14 protein-coding genes are annotated in these 14,923 nt (G+C 41.2%); 5 read left to right on the top strand and 9 right to left on the bottom strand.

The window, feature by feature from the left end; genetic code table 11:
- Positions 1–360: 360 nt before the first annotated feature.
- Positions 361–1,215 (top strand): bifunctional methylenetetrahydrofolate dehydrogenase/methenyltetrahydrofolate cyclohydrolase FolD, encoded by an 855-nt coding sequence (folD, locus tag CWC04_RS19040; protein WP_029772557.1) that lies wholly within the window; start codon positions 361–363, stop codon positions 1,213–1,215.
- A 72-nt stretch (positions 1,216–1,287) separates the two neighbouring features.
- On the opposite strand, the gene cysS is transcribed toward folD, so the two are convergent.
- Positions 1,288–2,667: a cysteine--tRNA ligase gene (gene cysS, locus CWC04_RS19035; protein ID WP_096041402.1), complete on the bottom strand. Its 1,380-nt coding sequence runs from the start codon at positions 2,665–2,667 to the stop codon at positions 1,288–1,290.
- Positions 2,668–3,080: 413 nt separating this feature from the next.
- Here cysS and CWC04_RS19030 point away from each other — a divergent pair, with 413 nt between their 5' ends.
- The 3 genes from CWC04_RS19030 to CWC04_RS19020 all read left to right on the top strand — a co-directional run bounded on the left by CWC04_RS19030 (position 3,081) and on the right by CWC04_RS19020 (position 5,248).
- Positions 3,081–3,572 (top strand): peptidylprolyl isomerase, encoded by a 492-nt coding sequence (locus CWC04_RS19030; protein WP_024032242.1) that lies wholly within the window; start codon positions 3,081–3,083, stop codon positions 3,570–3,572.
- 85 nt (positions 3,573–3,657) lie between these two features.
- Complete coding sequence (locus tag CWC04_RS19025) at positions 3,658–4,395, top strand: UDP-2,3-diacylglucosamine diphosphatase (RefSeq protein ID WP_138686174.1); 738 nt, start codon at positions 3,658–3,660, stop codon at positions 4,393–4,395.
- A 52-nt stretch (positions 4,396–4,447) separates the two neighbouring features.
- On the top strand, positions 4,448–5,248 hold the full coding sequence (locus CWC04_RS19020) for a substrate-binding periplasmic protein (protein WP_138686173.1): 801 nt from the start codon (positions 4,448–4,450) through the stop codon (positions 5,246–5,248).
- 32 nt (positions 5,249–5,280) lie between these two features.
- On the opposite strand, the gene miaE is transcribed toward CWC04_RS19020, so the two are convergent.
- Complete coding sequence (gene miaE, locus CWC04_RS19015; RefSeq protein ID WP_138686172.1) at positions 5,281–6,051, bottom strand: tRNA isopentenyl-2-thiomethyl-A-37 hydroxylase MiaE; 771 nt, start codon at positions 6,049–6,051, stop codon at positions 5,281–5,283.
- 215 nt (positions 6,052–6,266) lie between these two features.
- Here miaE and CWC04_RS19010 point away from each other — a divergent pair, with 215 nt between their 5' ends.
- Positions 6,267–6,866, top strand: coding sequence for a Yip1 family protein (locus tag CWC04_RS19010; protein ID WP_004586887.1), 600 nt, complete (start codon positions 6,267–6,269; stop codon positions 6,864–6,866).
- Between the two features lie 99 nt (positions 6,867–6,965).
- On the opposite strand, the gene purF is transcribed toward CWC04_RS19010, so the two are convergent.
- The 7 genes from purF to CWC04_RS18975 form a co-directional block, all read right to left on the bottom strand.
- A complete protein-coding gene (gene purF / locus CWC04_RS19005; protein WP_004586886.1) occupies positions 6,966–8,492 on the bottom strand; it encodes an amidophosphoribosyltransferase in 1,527 nt (508 codons plus the stop codon).
- Positions 8,493–8,510: 18 nt separating this feature from the next.
- Complete coding sequence (locus CWC04_RS19000; protein ID WP_004586885.1) at positions 8,511–9,005, bottom strand: CvpA family protein; 495 nt, start codon at positions 9,003–9,005, stop codon at positions 8,511–8,513.
- 171 nt (positions 9,006–9,176) lie between these two features.
- Positions 9,177–9,812, bottom strand: a complete 636-nt coding sequence (locus CWC04_RS18995) for an SPOR domain-containing protein (RefSeq protein ID WP_126007716.1) — start codon at positions 9,810–9,812, stop codon at positions 9,177–9,179.
- Between the two features lie 11 nt (positions 9,813–9,823).
- A complete protein-coding gene (gene folC / locus CWC04_RS18990; protein WP_138686171.1) occupies positions 9,824–11,089 on the bottom strand; it encodes a bifunctional tetrahydrofolate synthase/dihydrofolate synthase in 1,266 nt (421 codons plus the stop codon).
- 25 nt (positions 11,090–11,114) lie between these two features.
- The gene (gene accD, locus CWC04_RS18985; protein WP_138686170.1) at positions 11,115–11,990 is read right to left on the bottom strand and encodes an acetyl-CoA carboxylase, carboxyltransferase subunit beta; all 876 of its coding nucleotides are present in this window, start codon (positions 11,988–11,990) and stop codon (positions 11,115–11,117) included.
- A 140-nt stretch (positions 11,991–12,130) separates the two neighbouring features.
- The gene (gene truA / locus CWC04_RS18980; protein WP_138686169.1) at positions 12,131–12,925 is read right to left on the bottom strand and encodes a tRNA pseudouridine(38-40) synthase TruA; all 795 of its coding nucleotides are present in this window, start codon (positions 12,923–12,925) and stop codon (positions 12,131–12,133) included.
- Between the two features lie 270 nt (positions 12,926–13,195).
- A partial coding sequence (locus CWC04_RS18975; RefSeq protein ID WP_283235108.1) for a FimV/HubP family polar landmark protein occupies positions 13,196–14,923 on the bottom strand: 1,728 nt, incomplete at its 5' end.

The raw sequence follows: 14,923 nt of genomic DNA, 5'->3' as shown, positions 1-14,923 counted from the left end.
CAAACTGCGCTAATCGCCGATGCTTACGATTGCCTGCGAGTGACCTCGTTGACAACGGGGTGCATAATAGTGATTTGCCTGGGAGAGGTCAAACGTTTTTTGCATAAAATAAATCAATCGGTCATTTTTAGTTCATAATGGTTAAATATTGCAAAACTAAGCTGAAATTTAGACGCTTTTTTTGAAAACTCCGGTTTATAACCTAAAAGCAACTTGGCGCTTCGGGCCTTTTCTGCGAAAATAGCCTGCATATTAAAAAAGCATTAATAAAATTAATTTTTTGCATACACCCCTCTTTATATGCAGATGCTTTTAAAATATAAGTATCGAAGTTTATTTAACCCCAATTAAAGGTCCCCCATGACGGCAAACATCATTGATGGTAAGGCAATCGCAAAACAAGTACGTAGTGCAGTGGCTGAGCGCGTAAGCGAACGCGTTGCAAACGGTTTACGTGCACCCGGTTTAGCAGTAGTACTGGTAGGGCTTGACCCTGCAAGCCAAGTTTACGTTGGCTCTAAGCGTAAAGCGTGTGAAGAAGTAGGATTTATTTCAAAGTCATTTGATTTACCTGCGCAAACCAGCGAAGAAGAACTACTAGCATTAATTGATGAGCTAAATAATGATGGCGAAGTAGATGGTATTTTGGTGCAACTACCGCTACCTGAAGGCCTAGATGCAGAAAAGATTTTAGAACGTATTACACCACATAAAGATGTAGACGGTTTTCACCCTTACAATATTGGCCGCTTAGCGCAACGTATGCCGGCGCTGCGCCCATGTACACCCAAAGGGATTATTACCTTATTAGATTCAACGGGCGTGCGTTACAAAGGGATGCATGCGGTAGTTGTTGGTGCTTCTAATATTGTTGGTCGCCCTATGTCGCTTGAGTTATTACTTGCCGGTTGTACTACAACGGTATGTCACAAATTTACACAAGACTTAGAAACCCATGTGCGCCGCGCAGACTTATTAGTCGTGGCCGTAGGTAAACCTGAATTTATACCTGGTGAGTGGGTAAAAGAAGGTGCAATTGTGATTGATGTAGGTATTAACCGTTTAGATACAGGCAAGTTAGTGGGCGATGTGCAGTACAGTGTTGCAGAGCAAAAAGCTGATTTTATTACTCCTGTACCGGGTGGCGTTGGCCCAATGACTGTTGCAAGTTTAATTGAAAACACCCTTGAAGCATGTGAAAAATACCACAGTTAATTTAATGCCTTAGCATTAAAAAAGGGTTGCCAACTGGCAACCCTTTTTAGTTTAAAAGCTACTTTAACGCATTTACGCTTTACGCCACGTTGTTTTACCTGCTGAGTCTTCAAGCACAACACCGAGTGCATTAAGTGCATCACGTGCTTCATCAGCAGCGGCCCAATCTTTGTTTGCGCGCGCTTCATTACGTTTTACAATCAGCGCTTCGATAGTGGCCACTTCATCATCATCTTGTCCGCCTTGCAAAAACGATTCAGGTGCTTGCTGGGCAACACCAAGCACTTCGCCTATGCTGCGTAGCACAAATGCTAATTGCCCTGCTTGCTGTGTATCGGTGTCTTTAACACGGTTTAGCTCTTTAGCCAGTTCAAATAAAACCGGTAACGCCTCTGGTGTATTAAAGTCATCATTCATGGCTTTTCTAAATTTAGCCACGTACTCATTGTTTTCAATATCGCACGTAATTGGCTCAACACCGCGAAGTGCTGTGTAAATACGTTCAAGCGATGAACGTGCTTGATCTAAATTCTCTTGCGAGTAATTTAGCTGGCTACGGTAATGCCCTGATATTAAAAAGTAACGAACTGATTCAGCGTCATATGTTTTTAATACCTCACGCACAGTAAAAAAGTTGTCTAATGATTTAGACATTTTTTCTTTATTTACTTGTACCATGCCTGTGTGGATCCACGTATTTACATACTTGCCATTGTTTGCACAGCATGATTGCGCAATTTCGTTTTCGTGATGCGGGAACTGTAAATCAGAGCCGCCACCGTGAATATCAAAATGCTCACCTAAATGCTTTGAGCTCATTGCTGAACATTCTATATGCCAACCTGGACGCCCTTCTCCCCAAGGAGATGACCATGAAGGTTCGCCTGCTTTTGCTTTTTTCCACAATACAAAATCAAGCGGATCGTCTTTGTCTTGTGCAACCTCTACGCGAGAGCCTGCTTGGAGCATACTTAAATCTTGCTGCGATAGTGCGCCGTACTGCTCAAACGTAGAAACATCAAAAAGCACGTCGCCGTCGTTTGCTACGTACGCATGGCCTTTTGCAATTAAGCGCTCAACCATTTCGATAATTTCATCCATATGGTTTGTAACCGTAGGTTCAATATCTGGGCGCAACATGTTTAGGCTATCAAAGTCTTCGTGCATGGCTTGGGTCATACGCAAAGTTAGGTCATTAATTGACTCGCCATTTTCGTTTGCGCGTTTAATTATTTTATCATCTACGTCGGTAATATTACGTACGTATTTTAAGTCGTAACCAAGGTGGCGAAGGTAGCGGACAATAACATCAAACCCGACAAATGTACGCGCATGACCGATATGACAAAAATCATAAATGGTGATACCACACACGTACATGTCGATTTTGCCTTCGACCATAGGTTTAAACTGCTCTTTTTGTCGCGTGAGTGTGTTGTATATTTGTACCATTTACTTTTAGTCCTTGACTGTTTGCTGAGTTGGCTATGTTAACACTTGAAAAGCCCCCGCTCTAGCGCTTTTTATACCCAAACCTCTTCAATACGCATGTTTAAGCAGCAATTAAAACCAATTTAGGCAAGGCCTTGATTGTATGTAATAGAGGTTCTGTTGTTAAAATTAATAACACTGTAAAAATCAGTTTTAAACCACCCTGTTTATTGCTTAACAGGCTCTTGTTCTGTGCATGGTTATATATTGAAAAAAAATACCACAACGGCCAAATACCGCCTCGATATTAACCCCCTGTAAAACGCACAAGTATATACCTTGGGCAGCTTTGGATATATTGAACAAGCACTTTGTTTATCTTAGTTAACTAAGATAAAATAGCGCGACTAATTAAACCAGATATAGGAAACCACATGGTTGTTCTACACACTAATTTTGGTGACATCACCATTAAAATGTTTGAGCAAGAAGCTCCAAACACAGTTAAAAACTTTTTAGAGTACGCAAACTCAGGTTTTTACAACGGCACTATTTTTCACCGCGTAATTGACGGCTTTATGGTGCAAGGCGGTGGGTTTGTACCTGGTATGGAACAAAAAGACGTTAACGACCCAATTCAAAACGAAGCAAATAATGGCTTATCTAATAAAGTAGGTACATTAGCAATGGCGCGTACGCCTGATCCACATTCAGCAACAGCCCAATTTTTTATTAACGTTAACGACAACGACTTTTTAAACCACAGCAGCGAAACTTCGCAAGGCTGGGGTTACTGTGTATTTGCTGAAGTAGTTGAAGGCATGGACGTAGTAAATAAAATTAAAGGTGTAGCAACAGGCAGCGCTGGTTTTCACCAAGACGTACCGCTTGAAAATGTAATCATCGAAAACGTTACTGTAAGCTAAACGTTTACTCATATACTGAGTAATTAAGCGGGCATGGTACATTATGTATGCGCCCGCTTTTTATTTAACCTAACTAGATGCCTCTATGACTTCTCAAACCTACTTTATTGCAGACTTACACCTAAGTGAAAACCGCCCAGATATTAGCGAGGCTTTTTATCGCTTTATAAATACGTACATTATTGGTAAGCCCGTAGATGCACTGTATATTTTAGGTGATTTTTTTGAAGTATGGGTTGGGGATGACTACGTAACAGAATTGGCTAGTGAGGTAGCAAAGCATTTAAAAGCAGTTAAAGATGGCGGAACACCAGTGTACTTTATACACGGTAATCGCGATTTTATAATGCGTGAGCAATACGCTAAACGCGCAGGTATGGTATTGCTAAACGAGCAAACGGTTATAGATTTATATGGCACTCCCACTGTTATTTTGCACGGTGATGAAATGTGTACTCAAGATATTGAGTATCAAAAGTTTCGTAAAAAAAGTCGCGGTTGGTGGTGGCCTAAATTAATGTTAGCAATGCCACTATGGTACAGAAAAAAAATTGCTCGCAATGCCAGAGAAAAAAGCAAATTAAGCCAAGCCGACAAACCCATAGAAATTTTAGACGTAGTAGATGACGCCGTACTAGCGATGTTTGCCAAGTATAATGTAAGCAACATGATACACGGCCACACCCACCGCCCTAACGTACACACTTACACTGTAGGTAAGCAAACACTAACACGCACTGTGCTTGGTGATTGGTATACTCAAGGCTCATATTTAGTGGTTACTCCACAAGGTCAAAAACTCATTAATACGCCCTTCGCATAATTTCAAATCCTGACTATTATTTAAGTACTTTTTGGTAATAGGATAAGGATATATGTATAAAGCTATTTATTGTTTGGTGCTTTGTTGCATTTTTTCCAAAGGGTATGCCTCAGAAAATTGGCAGCTCGTCGCCGAAAACTCCCCACCCTATATTGGTGAGCGCTTAATTGATAACGGCTGGGTTACTGCCTTAACTAAAGCGGCCTTAGCTAATCAAAATATTAATAACGACATCGAGTTTACCAGCTGGAACAGGGCGCTGGAGATTACCAAAATAAATAAAAAAGATGCGATTTTAGGCGCTTTTTATACAAAGTCGCGTACTGATCTTTTTTATTATTCGCGCCCACTTGCTAACGTATACGTTGGACTATTTAAGCTCAAAGACAGACAAATAAACTATGACGGCAGTATGGACTCTTTACAGCCATACAGTATTTGTAAAGGCATTGGCTACGCAGTAAGTGAAGTTTTTTCTGAAAGTAATGGCCTTGCCGTAACCTCCACTCGCGGGTTAATTAACAGTTTATATATGCTTCAAAAAGGACGAATAGACTTAGTAGCAGGCACTAAAGAAGTAGGTGAATACTGGTTAAAAAACACCGAAAAGCTTAATGAACCCGGCGCGCCACAAGTTGAATATATTTCGCCCGATTTAGAGCATCATCAACTGCATGTTATGTTTCCAAAGTCTGACCCTGATGCAAAACAAAAAAGAGACGCGCTTGAACAAGGCTTTTCTACTATTTTATACAATGGCACCGCAAAAGAGCTATTAGTAAAACATGGCTTTTCTCAAAGCACGGCGCTTGAGCTCATAGACTTTATAGAAAGAAGTAGCACACCTAACTAGCCGGTGTGCTTGAAGAGCTAAATAGCACCACTTTAGTTAGTAACGAGTGCAGGTGCGCCACTGTGAAATTTAAAGTCTTCATCAGGGCTAGTGATCAAATCAGCCTCAATTTTACCAAAAAAGTCGACTCGCTCAGTAATATCAAAATCAGCAATTTCTTGTGCCAGTGTTAAGTAATCTTGATAATGACGCGCCTCAGAGCGAAGCAATGAAATATAAAAATCGCCTAAGCGTCTATCTACATGCGGCGCAAGTGCAGCAAAACGCTCACATGAGCGAGCCTCAATATAAGCACCTACAATTAGTTTATCGACTAATGCATTAGGCTCAAACGTTTTAACGTTACGTAGCATCCCTTTAGCGTAACGACACGGTGTAATACTGCGGTACTCTACCCCATACTCGTCCATTATTTCGAGCACTTGATAAAAGTGATGTAATTCTTCTTTTATTAGCATCACCATTTTATCTATTAAATCTTGCCCGTAAGGTGAGTTAGACTTTGGGATAATAGATTTTGTAAGTTTATTTTTAGCCGCTAAATCACGCCAATTACCTTCACGTTTATAAATAAGTGTTTCAAAGGGCTTTAGCCATTCAAGTAATGCATCGCTGCTGTCTTTATCTACCGCGTACTTACGAATTAAAAACATTGCACTTTGTGCTGCTTTTAACTCACAAATTAAGTGATCGATTAAAATAATCGATAAATTTTCTTTTTTTACTGCCTCAATAACCCATTCATTTGGGGTTTCGCACAATAAAAAATTATTAATAGGGGCTAAAAGTTCGCTATGTGGCACAGGGCTGCTCGTTACTTCAAATAATAAAAAGCCATTTTAACACGAAAAATAACGAAGAATAAAACGAGCTAAAACAACCTCTTTAAAATGTTAATAAGCAGTTAACTTGACTTTGTATATGAACTAAACCATAAATATAGATACTGTATAAAAAACAAACTAACTAAAACTAAATTATAACCAACAGTAATACGTTCCTTTTATGGAGTACCGCTATGATACTGAACCACCTGTGGGGCATTTATGCTCATCCACTCGAAGAATGGCAAACAATAGATAACCGCCACGAAAGCCTGACTTATAGCCTGTCGCATATTTTACTTATTGCATTATTTCCATCGATTATGGGGTATTACTCATCGGTGTATTTAGGCTGGAGTATTGGTGCGGGCAACCCAGTATTTTTAACACATGAAAGCGCACTGCTAATTGCCGTGGCTATGTATGGTGCGTTAATAGCCGGTGTGTTTGCACTGGCCTATTTAGCCCATTGGATGGCCGTTACATTTGGTGCTAAACCTACCTTTACACAAACGCTTGAACTTGCCGCTTATACTGCTACACCCGTGTTTATGTCGGCCTTAGCCGCTTTTTTACCTGAGCTGTGGTTTGTTGTTTGCGTAGGTATGATTGCCCTAGCCTACTCGGTGTACTTGCTTTATACAGGCGTGCCAATACTAATGCATATTCCACAAGAGCGCGGCTTTATTTATGCCAGCTCTGTTGTCACCTGCGGGCTAATTTTATTGGTAATAATTTTAGCTGTAACCGCAATACTTTGGACTAACGGCATTGTGAGTCCAATGTTTACCTAATCAACCACGTTGTTTGATATGAAGTGTTCCCTTTCTTTCCTTCGCAAAAAAGGAGCTAATTAGCTCCTTTTTTTATGTCTGATTATGTTTAATCACACATTAATCAGCTTCGTTGGCATCTTGATTGTGTATTTCAAGGCCTGATGACATGGCGTTTTCGCGGTTACTTTTAGCCGAGTCGTTACGCAATTGATCAATATGGTTTAAGTAATCTTGATCGATATCGCCGGTAATGTATTGCCCATCAAATACAGAGGTTTCAAACTTAGTAATTTCTGGGTTTTCTTGGCTTACAGCGGCAATTAAATCGTTTAGCGATTGAAAAATTAAGCCGTCAGCACTGATGCTTTGGTTAATGTCTTCAACTTCGCGGCCATGCGCAATAAGCTCTGCGGCAGATGGCATATCAATACCATACACATTAGGAAAACGAATTTCTGGTGCTGCTGAGGCAAAATACACATTTTTTGCTCCGGCTTCACGGGCCATTTCTACAATTTGCGCCGAGGTTGTACCGCGTACAATTGAATCATCAACCAGTAAAACGTTTTTACCTTTAAACTCACGGTCAATCGCATTTAGCTTTTGACGCACTGACTTTTTACGCATTTCTTGGCCAGGCATGATAAATGTACGACCAATATAACGGTTTTTAACAAAGCCTTGGCGGTAAGGTAAATCAAGCATGCGGGCAATTTCTAACGCCACATCGCATGAGGTTTCAGGAATTGGGATAACAACATCAATGTCTTTATCGCTCCACTCACGCGCAATTTTTTCACCCAGTTTAGTACCCATGTTTACACGCGTTGCGTAAACCGACATACGATCGATGGTTGAATCTGGGCGAGCAAAATAAACAAACTCAAAAATACACGGCGCATAAGAGGCTTTTTCAGCACAGCTTTGTGAATGAAATTGGCCATCTTCAGTTACGTAAATCGCTTCACCTGGTGCAACGTCACGCACAAATTCAAAGCCGTCTGGCTTTAATGCTACGCTTTCTGAGGCAAACATGTACTCAGTGCCTTTAGGGGTTTCACGCTTACCAAATACCAAAGGACGGATACCATTAGGGTCACGAAATGCTAAAACACCGTGACCAATAATCATCGCAATAGCGGCATAGCCACCGGTTACTTTGTTGTTTACTTCGGTTACTGCAGTGAAGATGTCTTCAGCGTCTAAATGCAATTTGTCAGACTTACTTAGCTCATGCGCCATGATATTAAGTAGTATTTCTGAGTCAGACGTTGTATTAACGTGACGACGCGCTTCTGAGAACAGTTGCTGCTTTAGAGTTTCAGCATTGGTTAAATTACCATTGTGCGCAAGCGCAATACCAAATGGTGAATTAACATAAAACGGCTGCGCTTCAGATGAACTTGACGAGCCAGCAGTAGGGTAACGTACGTGGCCAATACCAATTGTGCCTTGTAGTCGTTTCATATGGCGGGTGTGAAACACATCCTTTACTAGGCCATTTGCTTTGCGCAAGCTAAACGTATTGTTTTCAATGGTAATGATGCCCGCGGCATCTTGACCTCGGTGCTGCAAAACAGTTAAGCCATCATAAATCGCCTGATTAACAGGAGATGTTCCGACTATCCCAACGATACCACACATGTAATTTATCCTCGCCGATTAACGGTTTACTGAATTTAAAAAGCTCGAGTTGTTTTCTAGGTACGAAAAGAACCATTCAACAACAAAGCCAAATTCTGGAATCAAAATAGAATTGCCCCACCAGTGCGTGTTTGGTGCACCAGTAAAAGCATCAAGAAAGAAGAGTAACGCGCTCACGACCAACACGCCTCGTAACGCACCAAAAACAATGCCGAAGACACGATCGGTGCCAGATAAACCAGTACGTTGTACAAGCTCACCTAAAATGTAGTTTAGTAAACCGCCTAACAGTAGCGTCGCAAAGAAGAGTATGGCAATGGCCGCCGCATTTCTTAAAAGGGGTTCAGAAATACTTGTTAGGAAGGAAGCTAAATATTGGTAAAACAAACTAGAGATGATAAATGCGCAAGCCCATACTGCTAATGACATAGCTTCTTTAACAAAGCCGCGTATTAAACCGATGATGGTAGACAGTGCAATGATGCCAAGAATGGCGTAATCAACCCAGATCATATTAACCAATTAGTCGCTATTTTGGGGCGCATTCTATACCCAAACCTCGTTAATATGCAAGTTAAAGCGGGAGATAACCAGCAACTAGCACGTACAAAAACTTATCACTTTAACGGCTATTTTAAGCCCTTAAAAACAAAAAAAGCCTTACTATAGTAAGGCCTTTTAAAATCAATTAGAGACGCTGTATTGAGTGACTTTACCGTTTAACTTAGTAAGCGCTTTAAGCTCGGGTAACTTTTTGGTCAGCTCCGCCTTATCAAGCGAGGGCCCAACAAACACTTTAGTCAATGTGCCGTTGGGCGTTTTAATTGGTTTTGTAAACGTTTTAAAGCCTTTCGCTTTAAGCTTAGCTTGTAAGGCCTTAACATTGGCGGCATGGGAAAAACTACCTAGCTGAATTACATAGGCCATATCAGTGAGGTTTTCTTCACTTTTACGTGGTGCAATAGGTTTTGCTTTTACCGGCTCTGGCGCTTTCGCTACAGGCTCTGGCGCAGTTTGAGGCTCTATGCTTGCTTCGACTATTTCAGGCTCTGCTGCGTATTGGCTTTCTTTGCTTGTCAGCACATCGTCATCGGCAGCTATGTCTTCAATTTGCTCTTGTTTTAAAGGCTCAGCCTGCGCTACTTTTTCATCTATAGACTCTTGAAGGTCAATAGTTTTAAACTCAGAGCGTTCAGGGATAGCTTTAAAGCCCTCTTTGTAGTGGACCTTTTCGCCATCGAGTATATTAGGAATAAACACAATTGCTGCGATCACCACAATACTGGTTCCGACTAAACGATTTATAAAACCTGAGTTCACCGACTTTCTCTCTATTTTTTAAAGTAGTTTATAGCATCTGCAACAGTAAAAAATGACCCAAACACAATTAAAAGCGTATCACTTTGCTGTGCAGGCATAATTACATTAAGCGCATCGTGCACACTATTATAGCGTTCATGCGTGCCTGTATGAGGTATAGTTTGCAACGCCGCGGCCATATTTTCAACATTATCGCCACGAGGTATGTGCAAGCTAGTAAGAGACCATTGATCAATTACATGGCTTACCTCTTTAAGTACACCCGCTTTATCTTTATCAGCAAGCATAGCGACTAATGCATGAATTTTAAAGCCTTTATCTTTATAGCTTGCAAGCTTTAGTGCTAAATAACGAGCAGATTCGGGATTGTGAGCTACATCGGTAAACACTAAAGGTGCAGTGCTTAACTGCTCAAAGCGCCCCTCAACAACTAAGTTAGCTAAACAATGCTTAATTACCTCATCACTTGGCAATAGATTTAGCACAGCTAAGGTTGTTAAGGCCGTTGCTGCATTTTGTGCTGGGATCGCTGGCTTATCTAACAGCAAATTATAATTTTTATATTGCCATGTAAAATGCGCTTCGTGCTCTTTGAATATAAAATCAGTACCGGATATAACCATGCCTGCTTTAATCTCAGCACCGTAATCGGTCATTGTATGTGGTATGTTTAAATCACCAATAATAGCTGGCGTGTTTTGACGAAATATACCTGCTTTATCATAAGCAACTAACTCTCGTGTATCGCCTAGGTATTCTTTATGATCTAAATCTATGGTGGTGATCACGCTTGCATAAGGTGTAACAATATTGGTGGCATCAAAGCGCCCGCCCAAACCAACCTCAAGCAGCACATAATCAACCTCAAAGCGTTTAAAAATAGCCAGCGCGCCTAGGGTGCCATATTCAAAATACGTAAGCGCCGTGCTAGCGCGACCTTGCTCTAGCGTGTTAAAGGCATCAACATGGTATTGATCATCAAGCTCTTGGCCATTTATGCGCACACGCTCGTTGTATCTAATTAAATGAGGAGAGGCATACGTACCTACGCTGTAACCTTGCGCAAGTAATAGCGATTCTAAACAGCGTGCAGTTGTGCCTTTGCCGTTTGTGCCGCCAATAAGAATAATTTTGCTGGAAGTGTTTAATAAGCCAATGTTATTTGCAACAGTAGCAACGCGTTCGAGTCCCATTTCAATATTTGCAGGGTGAACACTCTCTAAATAACAAAGCCAATCATCAAGGCTTGATGATTGGCTAGGAATTGTATTTGTCATAGCGTGTAATCAGTAAAGCTGAAATTTACGCTACTCTATGCTCTTGTTCGGTAGAAGGCAAGTTCATAAATTTAGCAAGTACGCGTGCTAATGTGTCGCGCATTTCACGACGGTCAATAATCATATCAATTGCACCGTGCTCTAATAAGAACTCACTGCGTTGAAAACCTTCTGGCAAGGTTTCACGTACTGTTTGCTCAATTACGCGCGGACCCGCAAAGCCAATTAAAGCTTTTGGCTCAGCTACGTTAATATCACCTAACATCGCTAATGATGCAGATACGCCACCCATGGTTGGGTCGGTCATTACTGATATAAACGGCAGGCCTTTTTCGCTCATTTTAGCAAGCGCAGCGCTGGTTTTAGCCATTTGCATAAGCGACATAAGTGCTTCTTGCATACGTGCACCACCTGAGGCAGAGAAACACACCAGTGGCATGTTGTGCTCTAAACATTGGTCTACGGCATCAACAAAACGTGCGCCTACAACCGAAGCCATTGAACCACCCATAAATGAGAATTCAAAAGCAACCGCAGCAACAGGAACACCTTTTAAGCGGCCCTTCATTGCTACTAACGCGTCTTTTTCGCCACTTGATTTTTGGGCTGCGCTAATGCGGTCTGAGTATTTTTTAGAGTCTTTAAACTTTAATACATCTTTAGGCTCGTGCTCAGTGCCAAGCTCCGTGCGGTCACCTTCATCTAAAAAGTGCTCTAAACGTTTACGGCCGCTCACACGCATGTGATGGTCGCATTTAGGACATACGTTTAATGATTTTTCTAGTTCAGCTTTATATAAAATTGAATCGCAAGCTGTACATTTAGCCCAAACGCCTTCTGGAATTTCTTTACGACCTGACGACTTAGTCGTTTTAGGTAAGATTTTTTCTAACCAACTCATTTGCAACTCTCTTAATGCTGTTCTGTGTCGCGAGTCTGCTAATAAGTAGCAGACAGATTTTTTCAATTAAAACATGAATTACACAAACACGGTATAAAAAACTGGTCTTAGTAGTTAGATAAACGCTTATAAATTCAACACTAACATTCCGAGTCAGGTAAAAATAATGGCCCTAGTGGGGTTTTAGGAATATTAAAGTGTTCTGGGTAATCTACATCTACTAAATAAAGACCCGCGGCTTTTGCTGTGGCACTGGCTTTAGCACGTTCTTTTAAATCTAATAGCTCTTTTAACCATACAGGTTGGTGCTTGTGTAGGCCTATATCCATTAAACAGCCGGTAATATTACGCACCATATGGTGTAAAAAAGCGTTCGCTTTAATATCAATAATAACGTAATCGCCCTGGCGTTGTACCGATAAATGATGAATAGTTCTGTTTGCTGTATTAGCTTGGCAATGCAGCGCTCTAAAAGAGGTAAAGTCGTGCTCGCCAATTAAGTACTGACACGCCTCTTGCATTTTTGTTTCATCAAGTGGGTGATGAAAGTGCGTAACGCCTTCATTCATAACTGCGCCTCTATAAGCGTAATTATAAATAACATAACGATAACGACGCGCTGTTGCGCTAAAGCGTGCATGAAAGTCTTCACTAACAGGTTGTGCAAAACGAATCGATATATCTTTAGGGAGTAACGTGTTCATTCCCATAGTAAATGCAACCATCTCACGGGGAGCATGGGTTTCAAAGTGTACAACTTGACCAGTGCCATGCACACCTGCATCTGTGCGGCCCGCACACACTATTTCAACCGGATGATTACAAATGCTCGACAACGCTTTTTCTACTTCTTGTTGTACGCTATTTACATGAGACTGACGTTGCCACCCACTGTAACGTGCGCCGTTGTATTCAACTCCAAGTGCTACTCGCATAATTACTGCTTTACCTACTGTGCTAATGAACGGGGCATTTTATGCTATCTCGCGGTGCAATAAAAGTAACCTCGTCTATTTATAGTTATTCGCAAAATTAAGTAATTTATTTTACCCCAATAAAACACAGCGATAAGTTAGTGAGCTTTTAACGTCCTGGGTTTAATAAACGTCTAAAACTAATTAAGTGCTTTTATAGGTTAGAGTTATTCGTACCTATAAAAAAACCGCATTAACAAAGCTAATGCGGTTTTTATAATCATGAATGCTCTAGTTAAGTTTAGCTTTTAAACTTTGCGCTTCTTCTTGTACATCTTCAGGGCCACTTTCAATAACATCTTCAATTACTTTAAGGGCTGAGTCAAAGTCGTCAATTTCAATGTATGCTCTTGCCAAATCAAGCTTGGCAGAATAACCACCGCTTTCTAAGTCAACATCTGTTGGGTTATCGCCTGCAAGTAACGAATCAAAGTCACTTAAGCCTACGTCCATATTAACCTCGTCATAGGGTTCGTGCTCAAGTACTGAGTCATCGCTTTGCTCAAGTAGCGCGTCAATATCAACAAAGTCATCGGTTGTAGCCTGCTGATCACTTTGCGAAGGCTCTTCTTGCACCGCTTTCGCTTCAACTTCAGTGTCTAAGTCTTCGTTTAATAGGCTATCAAAGTCGACATCAAATTCGCTGCTATCTTCTAAATTTAACTCATCCGGTTCACCTAACTCACTAAGCAACGCATCAAAATCGGTTTGCGTTAAGTCAGCCATAAATTCATCGTCTAGCTGCTCGTCGGGAATAACGTCTTCATTAGTTTGATCATCAGCAGCCTGTGTTAGCTCGGCTTCTAATTGCGAATTTGTTATTTCATCTTCAACATCTTCTGAAAGTGCTTGTTCTAAAATTGCATCGTCAAAATCAGGCTGTTCCTGCGCACTATCCGTTGCTTGCGCTTCACCTAGAGGTTCCTCTTGCGGTAAAGGCGCATCAAGCTCATCGTCAATCAGCGGCTCGTCATCTAGGTCGGCTTCTAACGCATCAACACCAGTGTTACCAGCAAGTGCATTTGCTAAGTCTTGCTCAGCTTGGCTTGGCGCCATACCGCTTGCTTGTCCATCAAGTTCATCACCTTGTAACTCTTGCGGACTATATGATTGCTGATCATCTAAATCAATTTCGTCATCGTTATCAAGCTCTAACTCAGGGTACTCGTCAAGTTCTTCACTTGGAGTTACTTGCTCATCTAATAAAGCATTGAGCTCGTCGTCTAACTCATCAACGCTTTGCAATAAATCATCATCGAAAACCCCTTCGTCTGCATCCGTATTTTCAGATAAATCTAGCTCGCTTTCATCATCAGTTAATTCATCTAGTGATGACGGCACTTGAGCGTGGTTATCATCTGCACCTATACCATCGGTATGCTTCGGCTCAAGCTCTGGCTCTGAAAAATCGTTATCAATGAGTAACTCATCATCAAAGTCGTCTTCTAAGCTATCTAATTCACTGCCTGAAAGTGCGTTTGCTAAGTCTTGTTCAGCTTGGCTTGGCTGCATGCCTGTTGCATCACCATCAAGCTCATCTCCCAATAACTCATCAGGAAGATATTGCTGTTGCTCTGTTACATCTAACGTCTCAGGCTTATCATCTGAAAAGTCTATATCATCACTAAGCGTATCATTTACAGCATCATTTTCAGGTTGAGTATCTAAAAGCGGACTCGCTGGTGTTTCTTGTGAATCAAGCGGATCGTCACCTAAATCAACCTCTACCTCTTCAATGTCATCATCAAGATCATCTAACGCCCAATCAGGGTTTTCAACATAGTCTTCGTCTGTAGCCTGCTGTAGCTCGTTGAGTAATTCATCAACACTTTTTAGGGTATCGTCAGTGTACTCTTCCTGTGCATCTTCTGGGTCGAGTAACGTTTCTGAACTATCTGTAAAGTCAGTGTTTTCAAGCAAGTCAGCATCAAGTTCTGGTTCTTCTACAAGCTCTGGTTC

It is taken from the genome of Pseudoalteromonas sp. S2893 (assembly GCF_005887105.1).
GTDB lineage: Bacteria > Pseudomonadota > Gammaproteobacteria > Enterobacterales > Alteromonadaceae > Pseudoalteromonas > Pseudoalteromonas atlantica.
Note: the sequence above shows the minus strand (reverse complement) of the source record. Positions and strands in the feature narration are given on the sequence as shown.

Bases quoted from the DNA above. Each gene is read 5' to 3' on its own strand.
- purF (WP_004586886.1), bottom strand. From the start codon at position 8,492: ATGTGTGGTATCGTTGGGATAGTCGGAACATCTCCTGTTAATCAGGCG.
- CWC04_RS19020 (WP_138686173.1), top strand. From the start codon at position 4,448: ATGTATAAAGCTATTTATTGTTTGGTGCTTTGTTGCATTTTTTCCAAA.
- CWC04_RS19000 (WP_004586885.1), bottom strand. From the start codon at position 9,005: ATGATCTGGGTTGATTACGCCATTCTTGGCATCATTGCACTGTCTACC.
- accD (WP_138686170.1), bottom strand. From the start codon at position 11,990: ATGAGTTGGTTAGAAAAAATCTTACCTAAAACGACTAAGTCGTCAGGT.
- CWC04_RS19025 (WP_138686174.1), top strand. From the start codon at position 3,658: ATGACTTCTCAAACCTACTTTATTGCAGACTTACACCTAAGTGAAAAC.
- cysS (WP_096041402.1), bottom strand. From the start codon at position 2,667: ATGGTACAAATATACAACACACTCACGCGACAAAAAGAGCAGTTTAAA.
- CWC04_RS19030 (WP_024032242.1), top strand. From the start codon at position 3,081: ATGGTTGTTCTACACACTAATTTTGGTGACATCACCATTAAAATGTTT.
- CWC04_RS19010 (WP_004586887.1), top strand. From the start codon at position 6,267: ATGATACTGAACCACCTGTGGGGCATTTATGCTCATCCACTCGAAGAA.
- folC (WP_138686171.1), bottom strand. From the start codon at position 11,089: ATGACAAATACAATTCCTAGCCAATCATCAAGCCTTGATGATTGGCTT.
- folD (WP_029772557.1), top strand. From the start codon at position 361: ATGACGGCAAACATCATTGATGGTAAGGCAATCGCAAAACAAGTACGT.
- truA (WP_138686169.1), bottom strand. From the start codon at position 12,925: ATGCGAGTAGCACTTGGAGTTGAATACAACGGCGCACGTTACAGTGGG.